Genomic DNA, 23,118 nt, shown 5'->3' with positions numbered 1-23,118 from the left:
TTGCCATGACGCCTTCCCCGATCCGTGCGGCGATCGTGCCGGTCACGCCGCTCCAGCAGAATTGCACCCTGTTGTGGTGCACGAAGACGATGCGCGGCGCCTTTGTCGATCCGGGCGGCGACCTCGACCGGTTGCGTGCCGCGGCCGAGCAGAACGGAGTCACGATCGAGAAGATCCTGCTCACCCACGGGCACATCGACCATTGCGGCGAGGCCAAGCCGCTCGCCGACCAGCTGGGCGTGCCGATCGAGGGTCCGCACGAGGCCGACCGCTTCTGGATCGCGCGGCTGGACGAGGACGGCAAGCGCTGGGGCCTGCGCGGCGTGCCGTTCGAGCCCGACCGCTGGCTGGTCGAAGGCGACCAGGTTACCGTCGGCGAAGTCGCGTTCGACGTCTACGAGACGCCCGGCCACACCCCGGGCCACGTCGTCTTCCACCATCCGGCTACCCAGTTCGCGCTGGTCGGCGACGTGCTGTTTTCGGGCTCGGTCGGTCGCACCGACTTTCCGCTGTCGAACCATCAGGCGCTGATCGATTCGATCGTCACCAAACTGTGGCCGATGGGCGATGCGACGCACTTCGTGCCCGGCCATGGCCAGCCCGGCACCTTTGGCCAGGAGCGCCGTACCAACCCGTTCGTGGCCGATTCGGTGCTTGCCCAAGGCTGAGTCCGCGCAGCCGGCGGCAGCAATGCCCGCCAGAAGCTTGCAACCACGGCCAAAAACGCTATAGGCGCGGCTCGCTTCGTGACATGGCCCAAGCTGCCGGTCCGGCGAGCGGCCGGGTTCCGGCACTGCTTGCCCGGGCCACTCTTGGCTGTTTCACGGCCAATGATCCTTAGATTTCCGGTAAAGGTGCCGACATGGCAGTTCCCAAGAGAAAGACCTCGCCCTCCCGCCGGGGCATGCGGCGCGCGCACGACTCGCTCTCGGTCGAGTCGTTCCAGGAGTGCCCGAACTGCGGCGAGCTGAAGCGTCCGCACAACCTGTGCACGGGCTGCGGCCACTATAACGGCCGCGAGATCGTCTCGGTCGAAGGCTGAGCCTGACCGTACACGGAGGCGCTGGCGTGGTGGCCGAGGACTCGTGGATCGCCGTCGATGCGATGGGCGGTGACGAGGGCCTTGCGGTGATGCTTGCCGGCGTCGCCCAGGCGCGTCGCCGCAATCCTGACTTGCGATTCCTGCTGGTGGGCGACGAGACGGCGATTCGCGCCGGTCTCCAGTCGCACCCCAATCTTACCGCGGGTTCGGAAGTCGTCCATGCGCCGGAACTGGTCGGGTCTTCGGACAAGCCGAGCCAGGCGATCCGTCGCGCCCGCACCACGTCGATGGGAATCGCCATCGATCTGGTGAAAAAGGGGCGCGCGGCCGCTGCGGTGTCGTCGGGCAATACCGGCGCGCTGATGGCGATGTCGAAGCTGGCGCTGCGCACCATGCCGGGCATCGACCGTCCGGCGCTTGCCGCGCTGTTGCCGAGCCTGGGCGAAAACGACCTGGTGATGCTCGACCTCGGCGCCAATGCCGAGTGCGACGCGAGCAACCTCGTCCAGTTCGCGGTGATGGGCGCTGCCTATGCCCGCGCGGTGCTCGACCTGGAGAGCCCGCGCGTCGCGCTGCTCAACATCGGCACCGAGGACATGAAGGGCATCGACAGCGTGCGCGATGCCGCCGCTGCGATTCGTGCCTCCACCCACCTCCCGCTGACCTTCACCGGCTATATCGAGGGCGATCGGCTCTCGCGCGGGGAGGTGGACGTGGTGGTGTGCGACGGCTTTTCGGGCAACATCGCGCTCAAGACGGCGGAGGGCACGGCTCGCTTCGTGGCGGACCTGCTCAAGCGCGCGTTCCGCAGCTCGGTACGGTCCAAGGTCGGCTTCCTGATCTCGAAGCCGGCGACCGAGCTGCTGCGGCACCATCTCGACCCCAACAATCACAATGGCGCGATCTTCCTGGGCCTGAACGGCCTGGTGGTGAAGAGCCATGGCGGCGCCAATGCGGCCGGCGTATCCAACGCGATCGGCGTTGCCGCCAAGCTGATCCGCAACAACCTAACCCGTCGGATCGCCGAGGATCTCGCCGCGATCGAAGCGAAGGCTGCATGACTCGTCGCTCCGTGATCGCCGGCACCGGCTCCGCACTTCCCAAGCGTCGCGTCTCCAACGCTGAGCTGGCCGAGCGTGTCGACACGACCGACGAATGGATCGTCGAGCGCACGGGCATCCGTTTCCGCCACATCGCCGAGGAAGGCGAGACGACGTCGACGCTCGCTACAGACGCCGCACGTGAGGCGCTCGCTGCGGCTGGCATCGACGCCGAATCGATCGACCTGATCGTGCTGGCCACCGCAACGCCGGACCAGACCTTTCCGGCGACCGCGACCACCGTCCAGGCCGCTCTCGGGGTCCGCGACTGCGTGGCGTTCGACGTGGCGGCGGTGTGCTCGGGCTTCCTCTATGCGGTGCAGGTCGCCGACAGCATGATCCGGGCCGGCGCGCACACCCGCGCGCTGGTGATCGGTGCCGAGACCTTCAGCCGCATCCTCGATTGGGAAGACCGCGCAACCTGTGTGCTGTTCGGCGACGGCGCGGGCGCCGTAGTGCTCGAGGCGCGCGATTCGGACGCGGCGGACGCGCAGGGCATCCTCGCGACCAAGCTCCACGCCGACGGCCGCCACAACGGCCTGCTCTATGTCGACGGCGGACCCTCCACCACCGGCACGGTCGGCAAGCTGCGCATGAAGGGCCGCGAGGTGTTTCGCCATGCGGTCGTCAATCTCGCACAGGTGATGGAGGAGTCGCTGGGCATCGCCGGCTTGACCTCCGCGGATGTGGATTGGGTCGTGCCGCACCAGGCCAACGCCCGTATCCTCGAGGCGACCGCGCGCAAGCTGGGCCTCGCGCCCGAAAAGGTCGTCGTCACCGTAGACCAGCATGCCAATACATCGGCCGCGTCGGTGCCGCTTGCGCTCGACGCGGCGGTTCGCGACGGCCGCATCCAGCGCGGCGACCTGATCGTGCTGGAGGCGATGGGCGGCGGATTCACCTGGGGCGCGGCGGTGGTCCGCTTCTGATCGGCTCGGCGGCCGAGGCAAGCGGCCGCACGCGGACGGTTTGACCGGCGGTAACCTTGTGGTACGCGCCGTTGCGCATCCAGTGGGGAAGGGTTGGCCATGACGGCGGGCGGGACGTTGACACGCGCAGACCTCGCAGAGGCGCTGCACTCCGAAATCGGCCTGTCGCGCGCGGACTCCGCCAAGCTGGTGGAGGATATTCTCGCCCATATGTGCGACGCGCTTCACAAGGGCGAGAACGTCAAGATCTCCGGCTTCGGCAGCTTCGTGCTGCGCGACAAGGGGGAGCGCGTCGGCCGCAATCCCAAGACCGGGGTGGAGGTGCCGATCGCCCCGCGCCGGGTGCTCACTTTCCGCGCCAGCCAGATGATGCGCGACCGCATCGTCGCAGCCAGCTGAGCAGCGGCGCCGTGCCCGAGAAATCGGCAACGGCCTTTCGCACGATCGGCGAGGTCGCGGCCGAGCTTGGCCTGCCCCAGCACCGCCTTCGCTATTGGGAAAGCCGCTTTCCCGACCTGCGCCCGGTCACGCGCGCGGGACAGCGCCGCTATTACCGGCCCGAGGATGTGGCACTCGTCCGGCGCATCCACCAGCTTCTGAGCCAGCAGGGCTACACCGTACGCGGCGTACAGAACCTGCTGGCGACCGAGCGCGGAAAGCCTGTGGTTGCGGCGGCCGAGAACCCGTTGCTTCGTATCCGTGCGATGCTGGCCGACGCCCTGGCCGCCGACGGGCGCTGAGGTCGGCCGCGCAGGTCAGCCGAAGTCCGGACCCAGGCTCGGATCCACATCGCGGGGACGGATGAAGCGGGTGAGCGTCGCGGTGCGCTGCCGTGCCGCGCTCCAGCGCGCACCCACTTCCAGCACCGCGACCGTCGCGGTCGGGAACTTGGCCGCGATCTCCTCCCGCAGCGGACCTGCTTCGGCGAGCAGCAGCGCGACCTCTTCCAGTCCGGGATTGTGGCCGACCAGCAGCACGCGTTCCGCGTCGTCCGGCAGCGCACAGATCACGTCCAGCAGCGTCGCTTCCGACGCGAGATAGAGCCGGCGGTCCCATTGGGGTGCCAGTGTCACGCCCAGCCCCGCCGCGAAATGATCGAGTGTCTCGCGCACCCGCACCGCTGGGGAGGCGACCACCAGGTCGAAGGCGAGGTGTAGATCGCGAAGGTGCCGGCCCATGGTTTCGGCCGCACGCGCGCCCTTGGCATTGAGCGGCCGATCGAAGTCCCGCGCGACGGGATCGTCCCAGCCGGACTTGGCGTGGCGAAGCAGCGTCAGGGTTTTCATGGCATTTCCGTCGGGCGAGGCGTCAGGCGGTCGCCGCCTCATGCCCCAAGGGGCGGGCGAGGGAAAGTCGCGATGCGCGTTCCACCGCCTCATCCAGCGTCGTGCGCAGCACCGGCGTTCCCTCCGGAAAGGCGGTAAGCAGCCGCGAGGGCATGGCCGCCGACAGCAGCACGAACATGCCGCGGTCGTCTGCCCGCCGGATCAGCCGGCCGAACGCCTGGGCAAGCCGTGCGCGCACCAGCCGGTCGTCATAGGCGCTGCCGCCGCCCGCAAGCCGGCGTGCGGCATGGAGGACCGTCGGCTTGGGCCAGGGCACCCCCTCCATCGCGACCAGCCGCAGCGAATCGCCCGGCACATCGACCCCGTCGCGCAGCGCATCGGTGCCGAACAGCGAGGCGCGCGGATCGTCGCGAAAGATGTCGACCAGCGTGCCCGTGTCGATCGGATCGACATGCTGGGCGAGCAGCGGCAGCCCGTCGCGCGCCAGCCGGTCGGCGACGCGCGCATGCACCGCCCGCAACCGCCGGATCGCGGTGAACAGCCCCAGCGTGCCGCCGCCCGCCGCCGCGATCAGCCGGGCATAGGCATTGGCGAGCGCGGCAAGATCCCCGCGCTTCACGTCGGTGACGATCACCAACTCGGCCTGGCCCGCATAATCGAATGGGCTTGGCGCCTCGAACCGTGCAGGCGCGCGTTCCAGATGCGGAGCGCCGGCACGCGCCTCCGCCACCGACCAGTCGCCCCCGGCCTTGAGCGTGGCGGAAGTGACGAGCGCGCCATGCGCGGGTTTCAGCACCGTTTCCGCGAACGGCCGGCTCGGGTCGAGCCAATGGCGGTGCAGGCCGATGTCATATTCGCGGCCTTCGGCGCGATCGACGGCGAGCCAGTCGACGTAATCCGGGTCGCTGGGCCCTCCGATGCGCGCGATCAGCGCCAGCCACGCGCCCACCGTCTCCACGCGCCAGCCGAGCGAGGCGATCGCGCCCTCGATCCGGGCGCGCGCCGGGGCATCCATCCAGTCGGGTGCCTCGGCGAGCACCGCCTCCAGCCGCTTGCCGAGCGTGACGAGCGGGCGGAGCAGGGCTTCCAACGCCGCGCTGGCAGGCCCTGCCGCCTCCACCAGGGTCGGGTCGGGTTCGGCAAGCTCGGTTTCCAGGCCATAGCCGGCTTCCCCCGCATCGGGCGCCCGCGCGTAGACGAGCCCGCGGACGGCCGCGAGCAGCGTCTCGAGCGGCCCGAACGGCGCTCCCTCGTGGATACGCCCCAGCCAGCCGTCGGCAGGCAGCGCCTGGGCCGCGTTGACCGCAGCCGCGATGGCCTCCGCGCCACCCTCGTCATAGCTCGCCACGTCGGACAGCCGCGCGGCGAGCCCGCGGCGCCGGCCGCGCGCCTTGGCTTCCGGGCCGAGCACCCAGCGCCTGAGCTCGATCGATTCGGCACCCGTCAGCGCGGCTGAGAACATGGCGTCGGCTGCGTCGAACAGGTGATGCCCCTCGTCGAACACATAGCGGGTCGGGCGCGTGGTCGATTCGCGCCCCCTTGCTGCGTTGACCATCACCAGCGCGTGGTTCGCGATCACCAGGTCGGCGTCAGCCGAGGCGCGTGCCGCGCGCTCGATGAAGCACTTCCGATAGTGCGGGCAGCCCGCATAGATGCACTCGCCGCGCCGGTCGGTGAGCGCGGTCGAGCCGTTGCGCCGGAACAAGGTCGGAAGCCAGCCAGGCAGGTCGCCCCCGACCATGTCGCCATCGGCAGTATAGGCCGCCCAGCGCGCGACCAGCTGCGCCAGGATCGCCGCGCGCCCGGCGAACCCGCCTTGCAGCGCGTCCTCCAGGTTGAGCAGGCAGACGTAGTTCTCACGCCCCTTGCGCGTCACGATCCGCTGCTTGCGCTCTTCCGCGTCCGGGAACAGCCGCTCGCCCTCGCGCGCCAGCTGGCGTTGCAGTGCCTTGGTGTAGGTCGAAACCCATACCGCACCACCCGCGCGTTCCGACCACAGAGAGGCCGGGGCGAGGTAGCCAAGCGTCTTGCCGATGCCCGTACCCGCCTCCGCCAGCACCAGATTGGGCGAGTCGCGCACGACGCGGGGCGCAAAGGCATCGGCTGCGGCCGCGGCATAGTTGCGTTGGCCATGCCGCTGCTCGGCGCCGGCGCCAGTCAGCGCCTCCAGCCGGGCGACCACGTCGGCACCCTCCACGGTGATGGTGCGCGGGGCGGGGCGGGGCGCGCGTTCCTCCCATTCCGGCAGCTTCGCAAACAGCCAGCGCTCGGCGCGTTCCGGCCTCGCCAGGCGCTGGGTGAGGGCAGGCGCCCAGGTCCAGCGCAGCCGGAACAGCGATTGGGCGGCATGCCACGCGCCCTCGCGCTCGGGCCAGTCTCCGTCGGTGAGCGCAAGCAGCGCCGCGGCGGCATCGCGCAGGAAAGGGGCGACATCCGCATCGCTCTCCGGCGCATCCAGCCCGGTCACGGCGGCAAGCCCCTTGGGGGTCGGCACCATGAAGCGGGCAGGGCGCAGGAACGCGAACAGCTCCAGCAGGTCGAGCCCCGACAGCTCGGCATAGCCCAGCCGCTGTGCCACCAGCGGCGCATTGAGCATCAGCGTCGGCGTATCGGCGGCAAGCCGGATCGCCTCACCCCGGCTGATCCCGCGCACTTCCCCGTCAGGTGTGGCGACCCAGATGCCGCCGTGGCTTGCATGGAGCGCGGGGTAGGGGAGCATGGCTCCCTCTATAGCCGCCTCTCGTGTGAACGGAAGCGGAACGGGATCACCAAAGCACGCCGCGTTCCGGCTGCAGCGGCGCTGGCGCTTCGTCGCCGATCGCCTGCAGCAGATCGATTTCAATCGTGCGGCACATGGCCGTCATCGGAACGTCGTGGATCGTGTCGGCAAAGGGATCGACCAGATCGTCGCCGATCCGCAGCACCGACAGGAACATGAGGCCGGCCAGGCTCGACCCGATCGGCGTCGCCCACCCCAGCGTCTCGACCAGCCCGATCGGCAGCAGGATGCAGAACAGCCGCGCGAACATGGTGGGCAGGAAGCGATACTGGTTGGGAAGCGGCGTGTTCTTGATCCGCTCCATGCCGCCTTGCGAATTGGCGATGTCGACCAGGATGCGTTCCAGCTGGGTCTGCTGGATGGTGTCGATCCAGCCCTCGCGCATCGCCCGCGCGATGCGGCGGCCGGTCCCGTCGAGCAGCCCGTTGGCGACATTGCTGCGGCTGAGCGGGTCCTCGGCCTCCGCCGGCGACAGGAATCGCAGCACCTCAGGCGCCGGATCCTGGCGCCGCAGCTGGCAGCGCAGGCCATGCACATAGGCCAGGTGGCGCAGCACGATGCTGCGCTTGAGTTCGCGCGCCGGACCGATGTCGTCGATCGGCAGGAACGCCATCGCGCCCCGCGCCAGGCTGCGCGAGGCATTGATCATCGATCCCCAAAGGATGCGCCCTTCCCACCAGCGCTGATAGGCGGAGTTGACGCGAAAGCCGAGGAACAGCGCCAGCGCACTACCGAACAGGGTGAGCGGCAGCGCAGGCGCCTTGAACGGTGAGACGAAGTAGAAGACCGTGACGGCCACGTCCCACAGGAACAGTGAAAAGAGCGGCCACCAAATGTCCCGCAAGTGGTTACTGAGGCGGGGTCTTGCGCTTACGATCACCGGGAACGACACCTTTTTGCGAGCTTGGGCGTCAGGGAGACGCACGGACCGGCGGCTTTGTTGCAGTGCGGCAGCGTGTGCGCAATCCGGCTTGGCGAAGCCGTCGCTCAGGCGTTAGACGGCTGGGATGATCGATCCCGCACTTCGTACCGCCGCTCTCGCGTCCAAGGCCTGGCCCTATGAGGAGGCGCGCAAGCTCCTCAAGCGCTACCCCGAGGGCAAGCCCGGCGGCGCGCCGGTGATCTTCGAAACGGGCTATGGTCCGTCGGGCTTGCCGCACATCGGCACCTTCAACGAAGTGCTGCGCACCACCATGGTGCGCCAGGCCTTTGCCGAGCTGTCGGACACGCCCACCCGGCTGATCGCGTTCAGCGACGACATGGACGGCCTGCGCAAGGTGCCGGACAATGTGCCCAACCGCGACATGCTCGCCGAGCATCTCGGCAAGCCGCTGACCCAGGTGCCCGACCCGTTCGGCACCCACGAGAGCTTCGCGCACCACAACAACGCGCTGCTGCGCGAATTCCTCGATCGCTTCGGCTTCGACTATGAGTTCGCGTCCTCGACGGACTATTACACTTCGGGCCGCTTCGACGAGGCGCTGCGGGGCGTGCTGCGCCACTATCAGGGCATCCTGGACGTGATGCTGCCGACGCTGCGCAAGGAGCGTCAGGCGACCTATTCGCCGGTGCTGCCGGTCAGCCCCAAGTCTGGTGTCGTCCTCCAGGTCCCGGTCGAGGTGGTGGATGCCGAGGCCGGGCTGATCGCGTTCGAGGATGAGGGCGAGCGGATCGTCCAGTCGGCGCTGGGCGGCCTGTCCAAGCTGCAGTGGAAGGTCGACTGGGCGATGCGCTGGGTCGCACTGGGCGTGGACTATGAGATGGCGGGCAAGGACCTGATCGACTCGGTCGTCCAGTCCTCCAAGATCGCGCGCGTGCTCGGCGGGCGTCCGCCCGAAGGCTTCAACTACGAGATGTTCCTGGACGAGAAGGGGGAGAAGATCTCCAAGTCCAAGGGCAATGGCCTGAGCCTGGAACAATGGCTGACCTATGGCCCGGAGGAGAGCCTGGCCTTTTACGCCTATCGCGAGCCCAAGAAGGCCAAGCAGCTGCACCTGGGGGTGATCCCGCGGGCGATCGACGAATATTGGCAGTTCCGGGGCAACTACCCCAGCCAGCCGATCGAGCAGCAGCTCGGCAATCCGGTGCACCACATCCACGGCGGCCCGCCGCCGGAAGAAACGCTGCCGGTCACCTTCGGCCTCTTGCTGAACCTCGTCGGCGTGATGGGCGAAGCGACCAAGGAGCAGGTCTGGGGCTATCTGGCGAACTATGTCGCCGACGCCTCGCCCGCGGCCTATCCGGCGCTGGACCGGCTGATCGACCATGCGCTCGCCTTTACCCGCGACGTGGCCGAAAAGCCGGAGCGGCGCGCGCCGGAAGGCGTCGAGGTGGCGGCGCTCCAGCGGCTGGACAGTGAACTGGCCGCGATGCCGGCCGACGCCAGCGCCGAGACGATTCAGAACGCGGTCTATGAGATCGGCAAGACCGGCGGGTTCGAAGCCCTGCGCGACTGGTTCAAGGCGCTGTACGAGACGCTGCTCGGCACCAGCCAGGGGCCGCGCATGGGCAGCTTCATCGCGCTCTATGGCATCGACAACAGCCGCAAGCTGATCGCCGAGGCGCTCGCCCGCGCCTGACGGGGCGCGCGACCGACAGGAGCACTGATGCCGTCCACGCCCCGTTCCCCCCGTTCCGCACTGCGCGAGTTCCTGAAGAGCGAGGCGGGCGGCGGCGTGCTGCTGATCGCGGCGGCGGCGCTGGCGATGCTGGTGGCGAACCTGCCCGGATTGTCGGAGCGCTATTTCCACCTGCTGCACTGGGCCACGGGCCCGGTGCTCAGTCCCAAATATGGCCCGATGACGGTCCACCTGTGGATCAACGATGGGCTGATGGCGGTCTTCTTCCTGCTGGTCGGGCTGGAGATCAAGCGCGAGTTCGTGGACGGGCGACTCGCCAGCTGGAAGAATCGCCGGCTTCCCGTGGTCGCCGCCGCCGCTGGCATGGTTGCGCCGGCGCTGGTCTATCTGGCGGTGACGGGCGGGCGGGCCGAACTGCAGGCGGGCTGGGCGGTGCCGGCGGCGACCGACATCGCTTTTGCGATCGGCGTGCTGGCGCTGCTCGGATCGCGCGCCCCGGCGTCGCTCAAGCTGTTCCTGACCACGGTCGCGATCGTCGACGACATGGGCGCGGTCGCGATCATTGCGGTCGCCTATACCGACGGGATCACCACCCTCGCGCTGGCAGGCGCCGCGCTGGTATTGGCGGTCATGTGGGTGCTCGGTCAGTGCCGGGTGACGTCGCTTGTCCCGTACCTCCTGCTCGGCGTGGCGTTGTGGTACCTGGTGTTCCTGTCCGGCGTGCATGCGACCATCGCCGGCGTCCTCACCGCGCTGATGATCCCGATCAAGCCGACCCCTGCCGCCCCCGACGCGGACGATTCGCCGCTCCACCGCCTGGAGCATGCCCTGCACCCCTGGGTGGCCTATGCGATCGTGCCGCTGTTCGGCTTTGCCAATGCGGGCGTTTCGCTGGCCGGCAGCTCGGCCGGCGTGCTGCTCGACCCGCTGCCGCTTGGCATCGCGCTCGGCCTGCTCATCGGCAAGCAGCTGGGCATCTTCGGCAGCGTCTGGATCGCCGACCGCACCGGCTTTGCCAAGCGGCCGGGCGGGGCGAGCTGGGTGCAGATCTGGGGCCTGTCGCTGCTGGCGGGCATCGGCTTCACCATGAGCCTGTTCATCGGCGGCCTGGCCTTTCCGGACGACCCGCTGCTGGTCGACGAGGTAAAGATCGGCGTGCTCGCCGGATCGGTGCTGTCGGCGCTTGCCGGCTATGCGGTGCTGCGGCTGGCGCCCGGCAAGACACCCGCGCGGGCCGAGCGCGCGATGGATAAACCACGCAACGCCTAGTCCGAGACGCAGTACCCACCTCGCAGGGGCTGAAACCTCAACCGGCGAGAGTGCGACCGCCACGGCGCCCGCCAAGCAGCTTGCGCCCGTGCAGGGCAGCCCGGATCAGACGGTCGCGCGCCTGACGAAGTCGTCATGGACCTGGGCGGGTGTCTCGGTAACCGTGACATCGGCAACGCGTGCGCCCGACGGGCCGTGGCGCACGCGGGTGAGAAGTGCCTCGACCTGCTCGGCCGGGCCGGCGACCACCGCCTCGACGCTGCCATCCGCGCGATTGCGTACCCAGCCGGTGATGCCGAGCGACTGCGCCTGGTCGATCATCCACGCGCGGTAGGCGACGCCCTGCACCCGGCCGGTGATCGAGAGGTGGCGGTGGATCATGGGGGCGCTCCCGTTGCCCGACCCTTGTAGGGCAAGCGCACGTTGCGCTGAAGGGGTGTCGTTGCCCCATGCACCCGTCCCGGCGGACGCTGGGGCCAGTTGGGGTGTGGCGGATGGAGTGCGCTACTGCGACGGTACCGCAGCTGGGCCTCGGCCCTCGCCGGGGTACGGCAGTGTGGGGTGGGACAGGCGTCCCGCGCAAAAGAAAGGGGCGGGATTGCTCCCGCCCCTGTGGCTTACAGCTTTTCGGTCAACTCGGGGACGATCTGGAAGAGGTCGCCGACCAGGCCGACGTCGGCGACCTGGAAGATGGGGGCGTCCTCGTCCTTGTTGATGGCGATGATGATCTTGCTGTCCTTCATGCCCGCAAGGTGCTGGATGGCGCCGGAGATGCCGACCGCGACGTACACGTCCGGGGCGACGATCTTGCCGGTCTGGCCGACCTGATAGTCGTTGGGGGCGAAGCCTGCGTCGACGGCCGCGCGGCTGGCGCCGACCGCGGCGCCGAGCTTGTCGGCGAGCGGCTCGATGAGGGCGTGGAACTGCTCTTCCGAGCCGAGCGCACGGCCGCCGGAGACGATCACCGCGGCGCTGGTGAGCTCGGGACGGGCGGACTCCTGGGTCTCGGCACCGACGAAGCGCGACTTGCCCTGGTCGCCCGGCGCGGTGACCGGTTCGACCGAGGCGTTGCCGCCTTCGGTTGCTGCCTTGTCGAAGCCGGTGGCGCGGACGGTAATGACCTTCTTGGCATCGCTCGACTGCACGGTCGCGACCGCGTTGCCGGCATAGATCGGGCGAGTGAAGGTGTCGGCGCCCTCGACCGAGACGATGTCGCTCACCTGCATGACGTCGAGCAGCGCTGCGACGCGCGGGGCCACGTTCTTGCCGATCGAGGTGGCGTTGGCGAGGAAGGCGTCGTGGTCGGCCATCAGCGGCACCACCAGGGCTGCGACATTCTCGGCCAGCATGTTGGCGTACGTCGGATCGTTCGCCAGCAGCACCTTCGTGACGCCCGCAACCTTCGCGACCGCGTCGGCGGCCTGCACGGCGGCGTCGCCGTGTCCTGCGACCAGCGCGACCACGTCACCGAGCTTGGCGGCTGCGGTGAGGGTGGCCAGCGTCGCGTCCTTCACGCGGCCATCGAGCTGTTCGACCAGTACCAGCACGCTCATGCGATCACTCCCAGGCTCTTGATCTTGTCGACCAGCGCATTGACGTCATCCACCTTGATGCCGGCGGCGCGCTTGGCGGGTTCCTCCACCTTCAAGATGGTGATGCGGGGGGTGAGGTCGACGCCGTAATCGGCCGGCGTCTTCTGCGCCAAGGGCTTGGACTTCGCCTTCATGATGTTGGGCAGCGAGGCATAGCGCGGCTCGTTCAGGCGCAGGTCGGTGGTGACGATGGCGGGCAGCGGCAGCGCCACCGTCTCCAGGCCGCCGTCGACTTCGCGCGTCACGTTAGCGGTGTCGCCCTCGACCTCGACCTTGGACGCGAACGTGCCCTGGCCCCAGCCGAGCAGCGCGGCCAGCATCTGGCCGGTCTGGTTGTTGTCGTCGTCGATCGCCTGCTTGCCCAGGATCACGAGCTGCGGCTGCTCTTCCTCGACCACCTTGGCGAGGAGCTTGGCGACGCCCAGCGGCTCGGGACGCACGTCCGCGGTGATGAGTATGGCGCGGTCGGCACCCATCGCGAGTGCGGTGCGCAGCGTGTCCTGCGCCTTGGGCTCGCCGATCGAGACGACGACCACCTCGGTCGCGACACCCTTTTCCTTCAGCCGGATGGCTTCCTCGACGGCGATCTCGTCGAACGGGTTCATGCTCATCTTGACGTTGGCGAGGTCGACACCCGACCCGTCCGCCTTCACCCGCGGCTTCACATTATAGTCAAGCACCCGCTTGACCGGCACCAACAGCTTCATGTGTTTCTCTCCGTGAACGGAAATGCCGGGGACCCTATAGCAAGGGGCCCGCCGCGGCCATGGTTCGAGGCGGTGCCCCGGTCCTTGGCCGGGGCGGGCCCCGAGAGGTTTGGTTCAGTTCGAGTAGAACCGAGGAAACCCGTACCCCGGCGAAGGCCGGGGTCCAGTAGCGGTGGTCGAGGAGGCGTGGAGCCCCTTTTGCAGCCGCTTTCCCAACTGGGCCCCGGCCTTCGCCGGGGTACTAGGTCTGTCCCCGGGGCGGCCGGCTGTTTCCGCTTAGCTCAGCCTAAACTTCGGCGCCCCCGCCGCGTGGGCGGGGGCGCCTAGTGGATCAGGCTGCGACCTTCTTCACCTCTGCCACGATCTTCTTGGCGGCGTCGCCCAGGTCGTTGGCGGGGACGATGGCGAGGCCGGAGTTGGCGAGGATTTCCTTGCCCTTCTCGACGTTGGTGCCTTCCAGGCGGACGACGAGCGGAACCTGCAGGTTCACTTCCTTGGCCGCGGCAACGATGCCGTCTGCGATGATGTCGCAGCGCATGATGCCGCCGAAGATGTTGACCAGGATGCCCTTCACCGACGGATCGGACAGGATGATCTTGAACGCGGCCGTCACCTTCTCCTTGTTGGCGCCGCCGCCCACATCGAGGAAGTTGGCCGGGAACATGCCGTTGAGCTTGATGATGTCCATCGTGGCCATCGCCAGGCCGGCGCCGTTCACCATGCAGCCGATGTCACCGTCGAGCTTGATGTAGGCGAGGTCGTACTTCGACGCCTCGAGCTCCATCGGATCCTCTTCGGTCTCGTCGCGCAGCTCGGCGATGTCCTTGTGGCGGAACATCGCGTTCGAATCGAAGCCGACCTTGGCGTCGAGTACGAGGATGTTGCCCTGCTCGGTGAGTGCCAGCGGGTTGATCTCGATCTGCGAGGCGTCGGTCGTCTCGAACGCCTTGTAGAGGGCGGCTGCGACCTTGGCGGCCTGCTTGGCCTGGTCGCCGCTCAGCTCGAGCGCGGCTGCGACCGAACGGCCGTGGTGCGGCATGAAGCCGGTCGCCGGATCGACGTCAAAAGTGTGGATCTTCTCGGGGGTCGAGTGGGCGACCTCCTCGATGTCCATGCCGCCCTCGGTCGAGACGACAAAGGCAATGCGGCCGGTCGCGCGGTCGACCAGCAGCGCCAGGTAGAATTCCTTGGCGATGTCGGCACCGTCGGTGATGTACAGGCGGTTGACCTGCTTGCCGGCGTCGCCGGTCTGGATCGTCACCAGCGTGTTGCCGAGCATGTCGGTGGCGTGGGCGCGGACTTCGTCCAGGTTGAAGGCGAGGCGTACGCCGCCCTTTGCCTCAGGCGCCAGTTCCTTGAACTTGCCCTTGCCGCGGCCACCCGCGTGGATCTGCGACTTGACGACATAGAGTGGCCCGGGGAGGCGGCCTGCAGCCTCGACAGCCTCGTCCACGGTGAAGGCGGCATAGCCGGCGGCGATCGGCGCGCCGAACTTCGCGAGGAGTTCCTTGGCCTGATATTCGTGAATGTTCATGGAAAAGTTCCTGCCTCGCTTGGTTCGAGAAACGGAAAATACCGCCAGCCTTTCGCACAGCGCAGGCCGGAAATCCACCCCTGAACGCTGTTGATGCTAATGCGAAACGATCTCAATATAGTCTCAGCCCGTGAGCCCGGTCGCACAAAGCGCAGCCGAACTGCCGACCACGCCAACGATCTCCGGATCACCTAGGGTGCGAACCTCGCGCAGGAAGTCCGGCAGCGACCGAGCGTCGCGGCCATGCGGCAGATTGCCCAGCCGGCGCAGCTGGGCGAAGCTGAGGCGATCGACCATGCGCTCGGCCATGCAGGCGGAAAGCCCTGGCGGGAGCCCGGCCCGCTCAAGGCCGGTGCGCACCCGCGCCTCGGGGATGGCGCAGCCGGTGAGCACGGCGGCTGCCGGCAGCATCCATCCAAGTCTCGCACTCATCATGGTGCATCGCTATATCGCGGCCATGCACTGGGCAATCGGCATCGCGCTGTTCATCGGCACCGTGGCTGGCATGGAGCTGTTCGCCTATGCCGCGCACCGCTGGCTGATGCACGGGCCGGGCTGGTTCCTGCATGCGAGCCACCACCGCCCGCGCACCGGCGCGTTCGAGTGGAACGACCTTTATGCCGCGATCTTTGCGGTACCGTCGTTCGTGCTGATCCTGGGCGGGGTGCAGCTGGGCTGGTGGCCGGGCTGGGCGTGGATCGGCGCGGGGATCGCGGCCTATGGCGCGATCTACTTCGGCTTTCACGACGTGATCGTGCACAAGCGGGTGCCGCACCGCTATCTGCCGCGTTCGGCCTATATGAAGCGGATCATGCAGGCGCATCGGCTCCACCATGCGGTGGGCACCAAGGAGGGCACGGTGAGCTTCGGCTTCCTGTGGGCACCCAAGCCCGAGGCGCTGAAGGCGGAGCTGCGGCGGCGCGGCAATGCGGGGGCGCGCCAGCCGGGCGATCCGCGCGACGCGTCGCTGACCGAGGATACGCCCGCATGAGCATGGCCGACCGGCTCGGCCGCTTTGCGATGCTGGTGCTGAGCGGGCTTTCGACGCTGGCGCTGATCGGGGCGCTCGCCACCCTGTCGCGCGGCCCGACCCTGCCGCCGGGTTCAGTTGTGAGCCGTCCGATCCCGCCGGATGGCCTGCCCCCGGTCGATCCGCGGCAGGACAGCTTTGCCGGCGTGGAGCCGACGCCAATGGGCAAGGTGACGCCCGATGTCGCCCAGGCGATCGCACAGCGCGAGTCGGCGGCGGCCGACAGCCGCATCGCGGACTCGCTGGAGACGCTGGCCTATGCCGTGCTGGCGTTGGCGGGCTTTGCCGCGGCGGGGCTGCTGGTGCTGCTGCGCATCACCACGCTGATGGCGCGGATCGCCGAGCGGGAGGGGTGATGCGCGGCGAAGCTGGTGCTCCTGCGGAGGCAGGAGCCTAGAATCGCGAACGCCGGCCCGTGTAACCCTGGGCTCCTGCCTGCGCAGGAGCCCGCGGAGGAGGAGTGCTTCCCCTCCCCCCTCTCTTAATCGAACAGGCTGGAGACCGAGGCTTCCTCGGCGATGCGGCGGATCGCTTCGGCGAGCAGCGGCGCGATCGTCAGGTGGCGGATCTTGTCGGCGTCGGCGATGATTTCGTGGTTTCCGATCGAGTCGGTGATGACGAGTTCGGTCAGTTCCGAATTCTGGACGCGCGCGACCGCACCGCCCGACAGCACGCCATGGGTGCAATAGGCGACGACGCCCTCTGCCCCCGCCGCCTTCAGCGCCGCGGCGGCGTTGCACAAGGTGCCGGCCGAATCGACGATGTCGTCCACCAGCACGCAGAAGCGGCCGCGCACGTCGCCGATGATGTTCATCACCTCCGACTCGCCCGCGCGCTCACGCCGCTTGTCGACGATCGCGAGGGGGGCGTTGCCGAGCCGCTTGGCGAGCGCCCGCGCGCGCACCACGCCGCCGACATCGGGCGAGACGACCATCAGGTTGTGCTCGCCATAGCGGGTCGCGACGTCCGCCGACATGACCGGCGCACCGAACAGATTGTCCGTGGGGATGTCGAAGAAGCCCTGGATCTGGCCGGCGTGGAGATCGACCGACAGCACGCGGTCAGCGCCCGCGACCGTGATCAGGTTGGCGACCAGCTTGGCCGAAATCGGCGTGCGCGGACCCGGCTTCCGGTCTTGGCGGGCATAGCCGAAATAGGGCAGCACGGCGGTGATCCGTTTGGCCGACGCGCGCTTCAGCGCGTCGATCATGATCAGCAGTTCCATCAGGTTGTCGTTGGCCGGATAGGCGGTCGACTGGAGCACGAACACGTCCTCGCCGCGGACGTTCTCCAGCACCTCGACGAAGATCTCCTCGTCGGCGAAGCGACGGACGCTCGCGCGGGTGAGGGGGATCTCCAGATAGCCTGCGATCGCCTGCGCGAGAGGAAGATTGGAGTTGCCCGCGAGGAGTTTCATGACCGACTTTCGTTGCCCACCGATGCGGCGCTCCTTAGGCACGGTGACGGTTTGATGAAAGAGGAATGCGATGGCTGGGATTGCGGCATTCACACTTTCGGCGGACGATTACGTCTCAATGCAACGCACTGTCTTCGTCCGCCAGCTGCGTTCCCGACGTTTTGCCATTCGGCTCTCGCTGCTACAGGCAGCGGTGCTTACCGCAAGCCTCCTTTTCTTCGTGATGGCCGGCGAGCCGCTGCAGGAAGCGGCTTGGCTGGGCGTGTTGACGCTGCTCGCGGGAACGATAGGTCTGAGCATCGTGATCGGGGGCCATTTCCTCCTGTTGCCCCGCCGCGCACGCCGGTTGTTCACGCAACAACGCATGCTGCACCACCCTGTTGAGGTAACGTGGGACTCAGCCGGCATTTGCTGGCGTACGCCTCACGGCGTGACTACCTATCCCTGGAACCAGTATATCGCATGGCAGCGCACGCCGCGCCTGTTTCTGCTCTATGCGAGCGATCTCGTGCTCTATGCAGTGCCGACCCAAGCGCTGGACATGCAAGCAGAGGAAGACCTTGCGCAGGCTGCGGCGGCGGGCGGGTTGCCGCAGCGGTAGCGTGGGTGTGCCCTAAAATCGACACTGCGCGTCCGCAGGGCCTGCGCGGCAGAGCATCGGAGTGGCGGTACGCATGACTTTCCAGCGGATCGGGACGTTTCTGGCGGCGGTGGCGATGGCGCTGCCTGCGGCGGTGTGCGCGGAGAACCAGCAGTTCGACCTGTCGGGTCCGGCATTGCGCATGTCCGTCACGCGCGGTCCCGTCACGCTTCCGATCGCCAAGGTGCCGAGCATCGCCGCGGGCGACCGCGTCCGGATCGCCGCCGAGCTGCCCGAGAGCCAGGGCGTGCGCTACCTGCTGGTCGCCGCCTTCCTGCGCGGCGCCACCAACCCGCCGCCCAAGCGCTGGTTCTTCAAGGCGGAGAGCTGGGAGCGCAAGAAGGGCAGCCTGGACCTGGAGGTGCCCAAGGGCGCCGAGCAGCTGGTGCTGTTCGTGGTGCCGGAAACCGGCGGCGGCTTCGACGCGGTGGTGGACACGGTGCAGCGCCAGCCCGGAGCCTTCGTGCGCGCCTCGATCGAGCTTTCTCAGGCCTCGCGCGATCGGGCGCGGCTGGAGCTGTTCCTCGACGGGATCCAGGATGCCGAGCGCCATCGGCCGGGGGAGCTTACGCAGCGCACCGAGCAGCTGACCCGCAACCTGTCGATCAAGGTGCGCGAGGAATGCCTGCAGCAGCCGGTCGAGCAGCGCGCCGCCTGCATGGGGCAGAGCGAGAATACGCTGCTGCTGACCGATGGCACCCGCACCTCGCTGACCGAGACGCTGGTCGGGGCGCCAACCGACCTGGCGCTCCAGATCGCCGCGACGCCCGAGGGCGGATACGGCTATTACAGCCCGTACATCGGCGTGGTGCGCGACGTGGCGCGGCTGTTCGGCGCGTTCCAGACGACGCGCTTCACCTATATCCCGGCGCTGGCGCAGCTCGAGGGCGAGCGCGCGGGGCTGCTGCTCAACACCGCGCCCTCCTTTGCCAGCCCCAAGTCGGTGATGGTCGTCGGCCTGCCGCCGGTGCGTGCCGTCGATCCGCCGCTTCTGCGCAGCGGGGCCGACCAGTTGCTGTGCGCGCCGCCGGGCGAGCTGGTGCTGCCGGTGACCGGCGCCCCGCTGGTGTACGCGACCGACTATGCCCATGCGATGGCGCTGCGGATCAAGGGGCCGAACGGCGCCACCGTCGACCTGCCGGCGCGCGCCGACGTGCTGCGCGGCGGCTATGTCGTCGCGACCAACCTGCTGGCGGGGCAGCAAGGGCCCGTCGAGGCACAGCTGCACGGCAATTGGGGCTTTGCGCCGATGGACGGGCCGAGCTTTCGCCTGCAGCCGCCGCGCGGCGGCTGGCGCATCGCGGGTGACGGCGCGGGCGTCGTGGTCGGCCGCGACAATGCGCTGACGCTGGAGGGCGGGTCCGCCGCCTGCGTTTCCCGCGTGACCCTGCGCGATGCGGCGGGCGCGGTGCAGGAGGTCGCGTGGAAGGCTGCGGGCGACGGCAGCATCGCCGCCACCCTGCCGCTGGCCAAGGCGAAGCCCGGCAAGCTGACGCTGCTGGTCGAGCAGCAGGGCATGCCCCAGCCGGAGAGCATCGCGATCGCCGCGCTGGCCGAGGCGAGCCGGATCGACCGCCTGCGCTTCCACGCCGGCGATGCCGAGGCGACGCTCTATGGCGCGCGGCTGGAGAAGGTGACGCGCCTCACCATCGGCGATGCCGTGTTCGAGCCCGCGGACCTGGGCCGCGAGGGCAAGGCCGACCGGTTGGTGCTGCGCGCGGCCGCCCCGGTGGCGGCGCCGGCCGCGGGCCAGCCGTTCCAGGCAAAGGCCGTGCTCGCGGACGGGCGCACCCTGTCGATCGACGGCACGGTGGAGGCGCAGCGGCCGATGGCGGCGGTGGTGAGTCGCACCGTCGCGCGCGGCGGCGGCGAGGGGCTGGCGATCCGCATCGATGGCGACACGGTGATCCCCAACGACGCGCGGCTGACCTTTGCGCTGAAGGGGCAGGGCTCGACCCGCTTTTCCGGCAGCGAGCGGGTGGAGGTCGCGACCGAGGACGGCCGCGCGACCACGCTGCTGCCCGTGAAGCTCCAGGACGCAACGATCGCGATCGCGAGCATCGCCCCCGCCGAGGCGCTGGGCGGCTCCGCCTATGGCCCGCTGCGCTTCCGGGTGGTGCAGGGCGATGCGGCCGGCCCCTGGGCGCCGCTCGGCACCCTTGTCCGGCTGCCGCGAATTGCCGCCATCGCCTGCGCCGACGGTCAGGAGCGCTGCACGCTGACCGGCAGCGACCTGTTCCTGCTGGACGCCGTGGCGAGCGACCGCGGCTTCGCCCAGCCGGTGCGCGTGCCGGAAGGGTTTACGGGTACGAGTTTGGAAATCCCCAAGGGGCCGCTGTACCTGCGGCTTCGGGACGATCGCGAAGCGGTGGCAAGCGTCGGGAAGTAAGGACTGCGGCCGACGGCACCGGCGCTCGCGCTCCGGTCCAGCTCAGGGATCCCCGCGACGGCCGCCGACACCGCAAGGGCATCGGCGGTAGATCACATCCTGGCCGCAGCCGTGCCGCGGGCTGGGACGCCGTCTGGCGCGGCGATCACCCCACCGGCATCAGGCTCACGCCCAGCGCGATCGGCGTGCCGCCATCGCCGAACCAGGCGTTGCGGCGCGCGGCATCCTCAGGGATCCCGACGAGCTGCCGATCGTGACTCGCCTGGCTGGTCGCAAACAGCAGCACGGCCTGGTAGCGTTGATCGTGCTTCAGCCCCTGGGGGAGCGGGTGCAGGGTCGGGATCATCCGAACCGCACGCAGCGCGGCAGCGTCGAGCTCGGAAAATCCAGACGAATCGGCGATGGCGACGGACTTGGGTTTGCCCGTTTCGCTGCACAAGAAGCTCACCCGAACTACTCCTTCGCGGGGCAGCGCGCCGAGCATATAGTGCGGATATACCATATGGCGCTCGAGCAGCTTGGTGGTGCGCTGCGACCAGGTGGAGAGCGTCACGGGCTCGGCGACGATGACAATGCCTTGTTCCTGCTGCCGAGCGAGACCGGGTGCGGGCGTGACGACGGTAGCGGCAAGAGCCGCCGTACAAACGACGAACTTCAGCATGGCTGCATACTCCGGATGCACGGCTTTGCGCCGGTGCTCTGATTCCTACGTCCAGACGCGCTTGCGATCCCGGCAAGCTGCGGGAAACATGCTGAGCCAGCATGTTTCCAAAATTGTCGCCGCGGTTCGCGCCCACGCGTCCGGCGTGCTTTGTCGAGCGACAGGGTGTAGGTTTCCCGTGACCGAGGTACCCTGGGGCACGTGATGGCCAACACGGTAGAGCCTGTCCGCGTCCGGTTCGGCGAATTCCTGTTGGATCTGGCGGACGAGCGTCTGATCGGACCTGGCGGGCCAATCCGGATCGGCAACAAGGCATTCAGAGTCCTTCGGGCCTTGGCCGCCATGCGCGGGCGCCTGCTGACCAAGGAAGAGTTGTTCGAAACCGTCTGGGACGGCGCGCGCGTGTCCGAGTCGGCGCTTACCTCGGTGATCAAGGAACTCCGCCGCGCGCTGGGTGACGATTCCAAGGCGCCGCGCTTCATCGGGGCGGTGTATGGCCGGGGCTATCGCTTCCTGGCGCCGGTCAAAGACGAACCGGCGGGCGAGGAGCCGCCGCCGAGCGAGCGCCAACCCGCGGTGCAGGGCGACACGGAGGCTATTGAATGGGTCTTTTGGCGCAATTCCAGCTGGCGCTTCGCAGGGCTGGGAGCCGTGGCGGCGGCGGTGATCGCAAGTATCTGGTTCCTGCAGCGCCCGGACGCCAGCGGGACACGGGTCAGGATTGAGCCCTTGCGGGTGATCGGAAACAATCCGGTAGCGCGGCTACTAAGCCAGAACCTGGCCAGCGAGCTGTCCCGCCTCGGCGTGGCGAACAACTCGACGATCGTAATCAGCGATGCGCGCGATCCTGCGACTGCGCCTGCGGACTATATTTTTGCCGGGGAGGTCCAGAACGACGGTCGCGCGTGGCACGTCGCCGTCCGCCTGATCGACGGCGCCCGGCAGATCCTGTGGTCGCGGGATTTCTCCGCCCCCGCCCAGGAGCTGGCGAGTCTTCGACAGCAGATGGCCGTTCGCACCGGGGAAGTGCTGGTGTGTGCCTTTGGCGCCCGATCGCGGAGACCCGCGGGCACCGACTTGGCAACGCTTCGGCCGTTTTTGGCCGCGTGCGAGACGTACAACAGCGATTGGTCCGCTGCGCGGCCGGTGCTTGCCCGGCTCGTCGAGGGGGCGCCCCGTTTCGCTCAGGCGCGCGGCATGTATGCCAACGTTCTGGCTCGGCTGGCTCCTTCGGGGGCAGGCCCCGAGCAGCGCGACCGCCTGAAGCGCGAAGCGGTTGCCCAGGCGCGTCAGGCGCTCAGGGACGACCCTCATATCGGCAGCGCCTATGGTGCGCTCGCGGCCGTGATCCCGTTCACCGCCGCGCAACTCCCCGACAAGGACGCGATCCTGCGGCGCGGGATTGCCGCGGATCCGGTCTCGGCCGAGTTGCGAGCGCCCCGCTGCATGGTCCTGCGAAGCCTTGGCTTCGGAGCCGACGGCCAGTCCGAATGCGAGCGTGCCCTGGCGCTCGATACGCTTTCGCCGGGGACGGTCGCAACGCTGGCCGAAACCTACGCGTTCAACGGCCGTGTTCCGGACGCGCTCAACCTGCTGGACGACGCGCGCCGGTCCTGGCCGGGCGAGCCGGCCACCAGCTATGTGCGCTTCGAGACGATCGCGCGCTGGGGCGATGCGCGCCAGGCGCTGGCGGTGCTGGACAGTTCGGGAGGTGATTCCGGTTACCGGCCGCCCTTTTCGATACTGTGGCGGGCGTTCCTGAACGCGCGGATCGATCCGGGCCAAACACAAGGAGCGGTGCAAACGATCCTGGCACACGCGTCCGGCGCGCCGCTTGAGGCGCAGGTCACCGCTATCCGCCAGCTGGTCCAGCTCCGGCGGCTCGACGAGGCCTATCGCATCGCTGCGGCTCTACCTGCGGATGCCGGGTTCAGCCGGGCGTGGTTCGAAGGGTTTATGGAGCCGTTCCGTGCGGATGCCCGTTTTCCCCGCTTCTTGCGGCAGCAGGGGTTGACGCAGGCCAGGGTGCGGCTTCGCGGGCGTCCTGACTTCTGCGCCGAACCTGGGCTAAGTCGGCCCTGTCCGGTCACGCCCGGCGGCTGGATGCACTATGGCCGCTGACTCCGGCGGGAAGCGATTGGCGGCGTTCTTCGTTCAGTGTCTC

23 protein-coding genes are annotated in these 23,118 nt (G+C 68.7%); 13 read left to right on the top strand and 10 right to left on the bottom strand.

What is annotated here, in order from left to right:
• Positions 1-5: 5 nt before the first annotated feature.
• The 6 genes from LK533_RS13235 (at position 6) to LK533_RS13210 (ending at position 3,811) form a co-directional block, all read left to right on the top strand.
• On the top strand, positions 6-668 hold the full coding sequence (locus LK533_RS13235; RefSeq protein WP_229363525.1) for an MBL fold metallo-hydrolase: 663 nt from the start codon (positions 6-8) through the stop codon (positions 666-668).
• A gap of 194 nt (positions 669-862) precedes the next feature.
• Positions 863-1,042 carry a 50S ribosomal protein L32 gene (gene rpmF / locus LK533_RS13230; RefSeq protein WP_229363523.1) on the top strand — a complete coding sequence of 60 codons (180 nt, stop codon included), beginning with the start codon at positions 863-865 and terminating at the stop codon, positions 1,040-1,042.
• Between the two features lie 29 nt (positions 1,043-1,071).
• On the top strand, positions 1,072-2,103 hold the full coding sequence (gene plsX / locus LK533_RS13225; protein ID WP_229363522.1) for a phosphate acyltransferase PlsX: 1,032 nt from the start codon (positions 1,072-1,074) through the stop codon (positions 2,101-2,103).
• A complete protein-coding gene (locus LK533_RS13220) occupies positions 2,100-3,071 on the top strand; it encodes a beta-ketoacyl-ACP synthase III (RefSeq protein WP_229363521.1) in 972 nt (323 codons plus the stop codon). Before plsX ends, LK533_RS13220 begins: the two co-directional genes overlap by 4 nt.
• Positions 3,072-3,170: 99 nt before the next feature.
• A complete protein-coding gene (locus tag LK533_RS13215; RefSeq protein WP_229363520.1) occupies positions 3,171-3,470 on the top strand; it encodes an integration host factor subunit alpha in 300 nt (99 codons plus the stop codon).
• Positions 3,471-3,481: 11 nt separating this feature from the next.
• Entirely contained in the window at positions 3,482-3,811 is a 330-nt protein-coding gene (locus tag LK533_RS13210) for a MerR family transcriptional regulator (protein ID WP_229363519.1), read from the top strand.
• Between the two features lie 15 nt (positions 3,812-3,826).
• On the opposite strand, the gene LK533_RS13205 is transcribed toward LK533_RS13210, so the two are convergent.
• Genes LK533_RS13205 through LK533_RS13195 form a run of 3 tightly spaced genes read right to left on the bottom strand, consistent with a single transcriptional unit; the run spans position 3,827 to position 8,016 of the window.
• On the bottom strand, positions 3,827-4,357 hold the full coding sequence (locus LK533_RS13205) for a SixA phosphatase family protein (RefSeq protein ID WP_229363518.1): 531 nt from the start codon (positions 4,355-4,357) through the stop codon (positions 3,827-3,829).
• 22 nt (positions 4,358-4,379) lie between these two features.
• Complete coding sequence (locus LK533_RS13200) at positions 4,380-7,076, bottom strand: ATP-dependent DNA helicase (protein ID WP_229363516.1); 2,697 nt, start codon at positions 7,074-7,076, stop codon at positions 4,380-4,382.
• A gap of 46 nt (positions 7,077-7,122) precedes the next feature.
• Positions 7,123-8,016 carry a bestrophin family protein gene (locus LK533_RS13195; RefSeq protein WP_229363515.1) on the bottom strand — a complete coding sequence of 298 codons (894 nt, stop codon included), beginning with the start codon at positions 8,014-8,016 and terminating at the stop codon, positions 7,123-7,125.
• Between the two features lie 127 nt (positions 8,017-8,143).
• Between LK533_RS13195 and LK533_RS13190 the strand changes: the two genes are divergently transcribed.
• Both LK533_RS13190 and nhaA read left to right on the top strand, forming a co-directional pair.
• Positions 8,144-9,715: a lysine--tRNA ligase gene (locus LK533_RS13190; RefSeq protein WP_229363513.1), complete on the top strand. Its 1,572-nt coding sequence runs from the start codon at positions 8,144-8,146 to the stop codon at positions 9,713-9,715.
• A 27-nt stretch (positions 9,716-9,742) separates the two neighbouring features.
• Positions 9,743-10,984: a Na+/H+ antiporter NhaA gene (gene nhaA, locus LK533_RS13185; protein ID WP_229363512.1), complete on the top strand. Its 1,242-nt coding sequence runs from the start codon at positions 9,743-9,745 to the stop codon at positions 10,982-10,984.
• Between the two features lie 105 nt (positions 10,985-11,089).
• On the opposite strand, the gene LK533_RS13180 is transcribed toward nhaA, so the two are convergent.
• The 5 genes from LK533_RS13180 to LK533_RS13160 all read right to left on the bottom strand — a co-directional run bounded on the left by LK533_RS13180 (position 11,090) and on the right by LK533_RS13160 (position 15,249).
• Complete coding sequence (locus LK533_RS13180) at positions 11,090-11,365, bottom strand: acylphosphatase (RefSeq protein WP_229363511.1); 276 nt, start codon at positions 11,363-11,365, stop codon at positions 11,090-11,092.
• A gap of 236 nt (positions 11,366-11,601) precedes the next feature.
• Positions 11,602-12,537, bottom strand: a complete 936-nt coding sequence (locus tag LK533_RS13175) for an electron transfer flavoprotein subunit alpha/FixB family protein (RefSeq protein ID WP_229363510.1) — start codon at positions 12,535-12,537, stop codon at positions 11,602-11,604.
• Entirely contained in the window at positions 12,534-13,283 is a 750-nt protein-coding gene (locus LK533_RS13170; RefSeq protein WP_229363509.1) for an electron transfer flavoprotein subunit beta/FixA family protein, read from the bottom strand. Before LK533_RS13170 ends, LK533_RS13175 begins: the two co-directional genes overlap by 4 nt.
• A gap of 331 nt (positions 13,284-13,614) precedes the next feature.
• Complete coding sequence (gene sucC, locus LK533_RS13165) at positions 13,615-14,817, bottom strand: ADP-forming succinate--CoA ligase subunit beta (protein ID WP_229363507.1); 1,203 nt, start codon at positions 14,815-14,817, stop codon at positions 13,615-13,617.
• A gap of 123 nt (positions 14,818-14,940) precedes the next feature.
• A complete protein-coding gene (locus LK533_RS13160; RefSeq protein ID WP_229363505.1) occupies positions 14,941-15,249 on the bottom strand; it encodes a hypothetical protein in 309 nt (102 codons plus the stop codon).
• Between the two features lie 25 nt (positions 15,250-15,274).
• On the opposite strand from LK533_RS13160, the gene LK533_RS13155 reads away from it, so the two are divergent.
• Positions 15,275-15,808, top strand: coding sequence for a sterol desaturase family protein (locus tag LK533_RS13155; RefSeq protein ID WP_229363661.1), 534 nt, complete (start codon positions 15,275-15,277; stop codon positions 15,806-15,808).
• Positions 15,805-16,203 (top strand): hypothetical protein, encoded by a 399-nt coding sequence (locus tag LK533_RS13150; RefSeq protein ID WP_229363503.1) that lies wholly within the window; start codon positions 15,805-15,807, stop codon positions 16,201-16,203. The genes LK533_RS13155 and LK533_RS13150 overlap by 4 nt, the downstream gene beginning before the upstream one ends.
• A 125-nt stretch (positions 16,204-16,328) precedes the next feature.
• Here LK533_RS13150 and LK533_RS13145 read toward each other — a convergent pair whose 3' ends face one another.
• Positions 16,329-17,264 carry a ribose-phosphate pyrophosphokinase gene (locus tag LK533_RS13145; protein ID WP_229363501.1) on the bottom strand — a complete coding sequence of 312 codons (936 nt, stop codon included), beginning with the start codon at positions 17,262-17,264 and terminating at the stop codon, positions 16,329-16,331.
• Between the two features lie 70 nt (positions 17,265-17,334).
• On the opposite strand from LK533_RS13145, the gene LK533_RS13140 reads away from it, so the two are divergent.
• Together LK533_RS13140 and LK533_RS13135 are read left to right on the top strand one after the other, a co-directional pair.
• Complete coding sequence (locus LK533_RS13140) at positions 17,335-17,865, top strand: YcxB family protein (RefSeq protein ID WP_229363499.1); 531 nt, start codon at positions 17,335-17,337, stop codon at positions 17,863-17,865.
• A gap of 73 nt (positions 17,866-17,938) precedes the next feature.
• Positions 17,939-20,293 carry a hypothetical protein gene (locus LK533_RS13135; RefSeq protein ID WP_229363497.1) on the top strand — a complete coding sequence of 785 codons (2,355 nt, stop codon included), beginning with the start codon at positions 17,939-17,941 and terminating at the stop codon, positions 20,291-20,293.
• Between the two features lie 145 nt (positions 20,294-20,438).
• On the opposite strand, the gene LK533_RS13130 is transcribed toward LK533_RS13135, so the two are convergent.
• The gene (locus LK533_RS13130; RefSeq protein WP_229363496.1) at positions 20,439-20,954 is read right to left on the bottom strand and encodes an energy transducer TonB; all 516 of its coding nucleotides are present in this window, start codon (positions 20,952-20,954) and stop codon (positions 20,439-20,441) included.
• A 204-nt stretch (positions 20,955-21,158) separates the two neighbouring features.
• Between LK533_RS13130 and LK533_RS13125 the strand changes: the two genes are divergently transcribed.
• Entirely contained in the window at positions 21,159-23,075 is a 1,917-nt protein-coding gene (locus tag LK533_RS13125) for a winged helix-turn-helix domain-containing protein (protein WP_229363495.1), read from the top strand.
• Positions 23,076-23,118 lie beyond the last annotated feature (43 nt).

Source organism: Sphingomonas sp. PL-96, from assembly GCF_020707215.1.
Classification (GTDB): Bacteria; Pseudomonadota; Alphaproteobacteria; order Sphingomonadales; family Sphingomonadaceae; genus Sphingomonas.
This window is presented reverse-complemented; position numbering and strand designations above follow the sequence as displayed.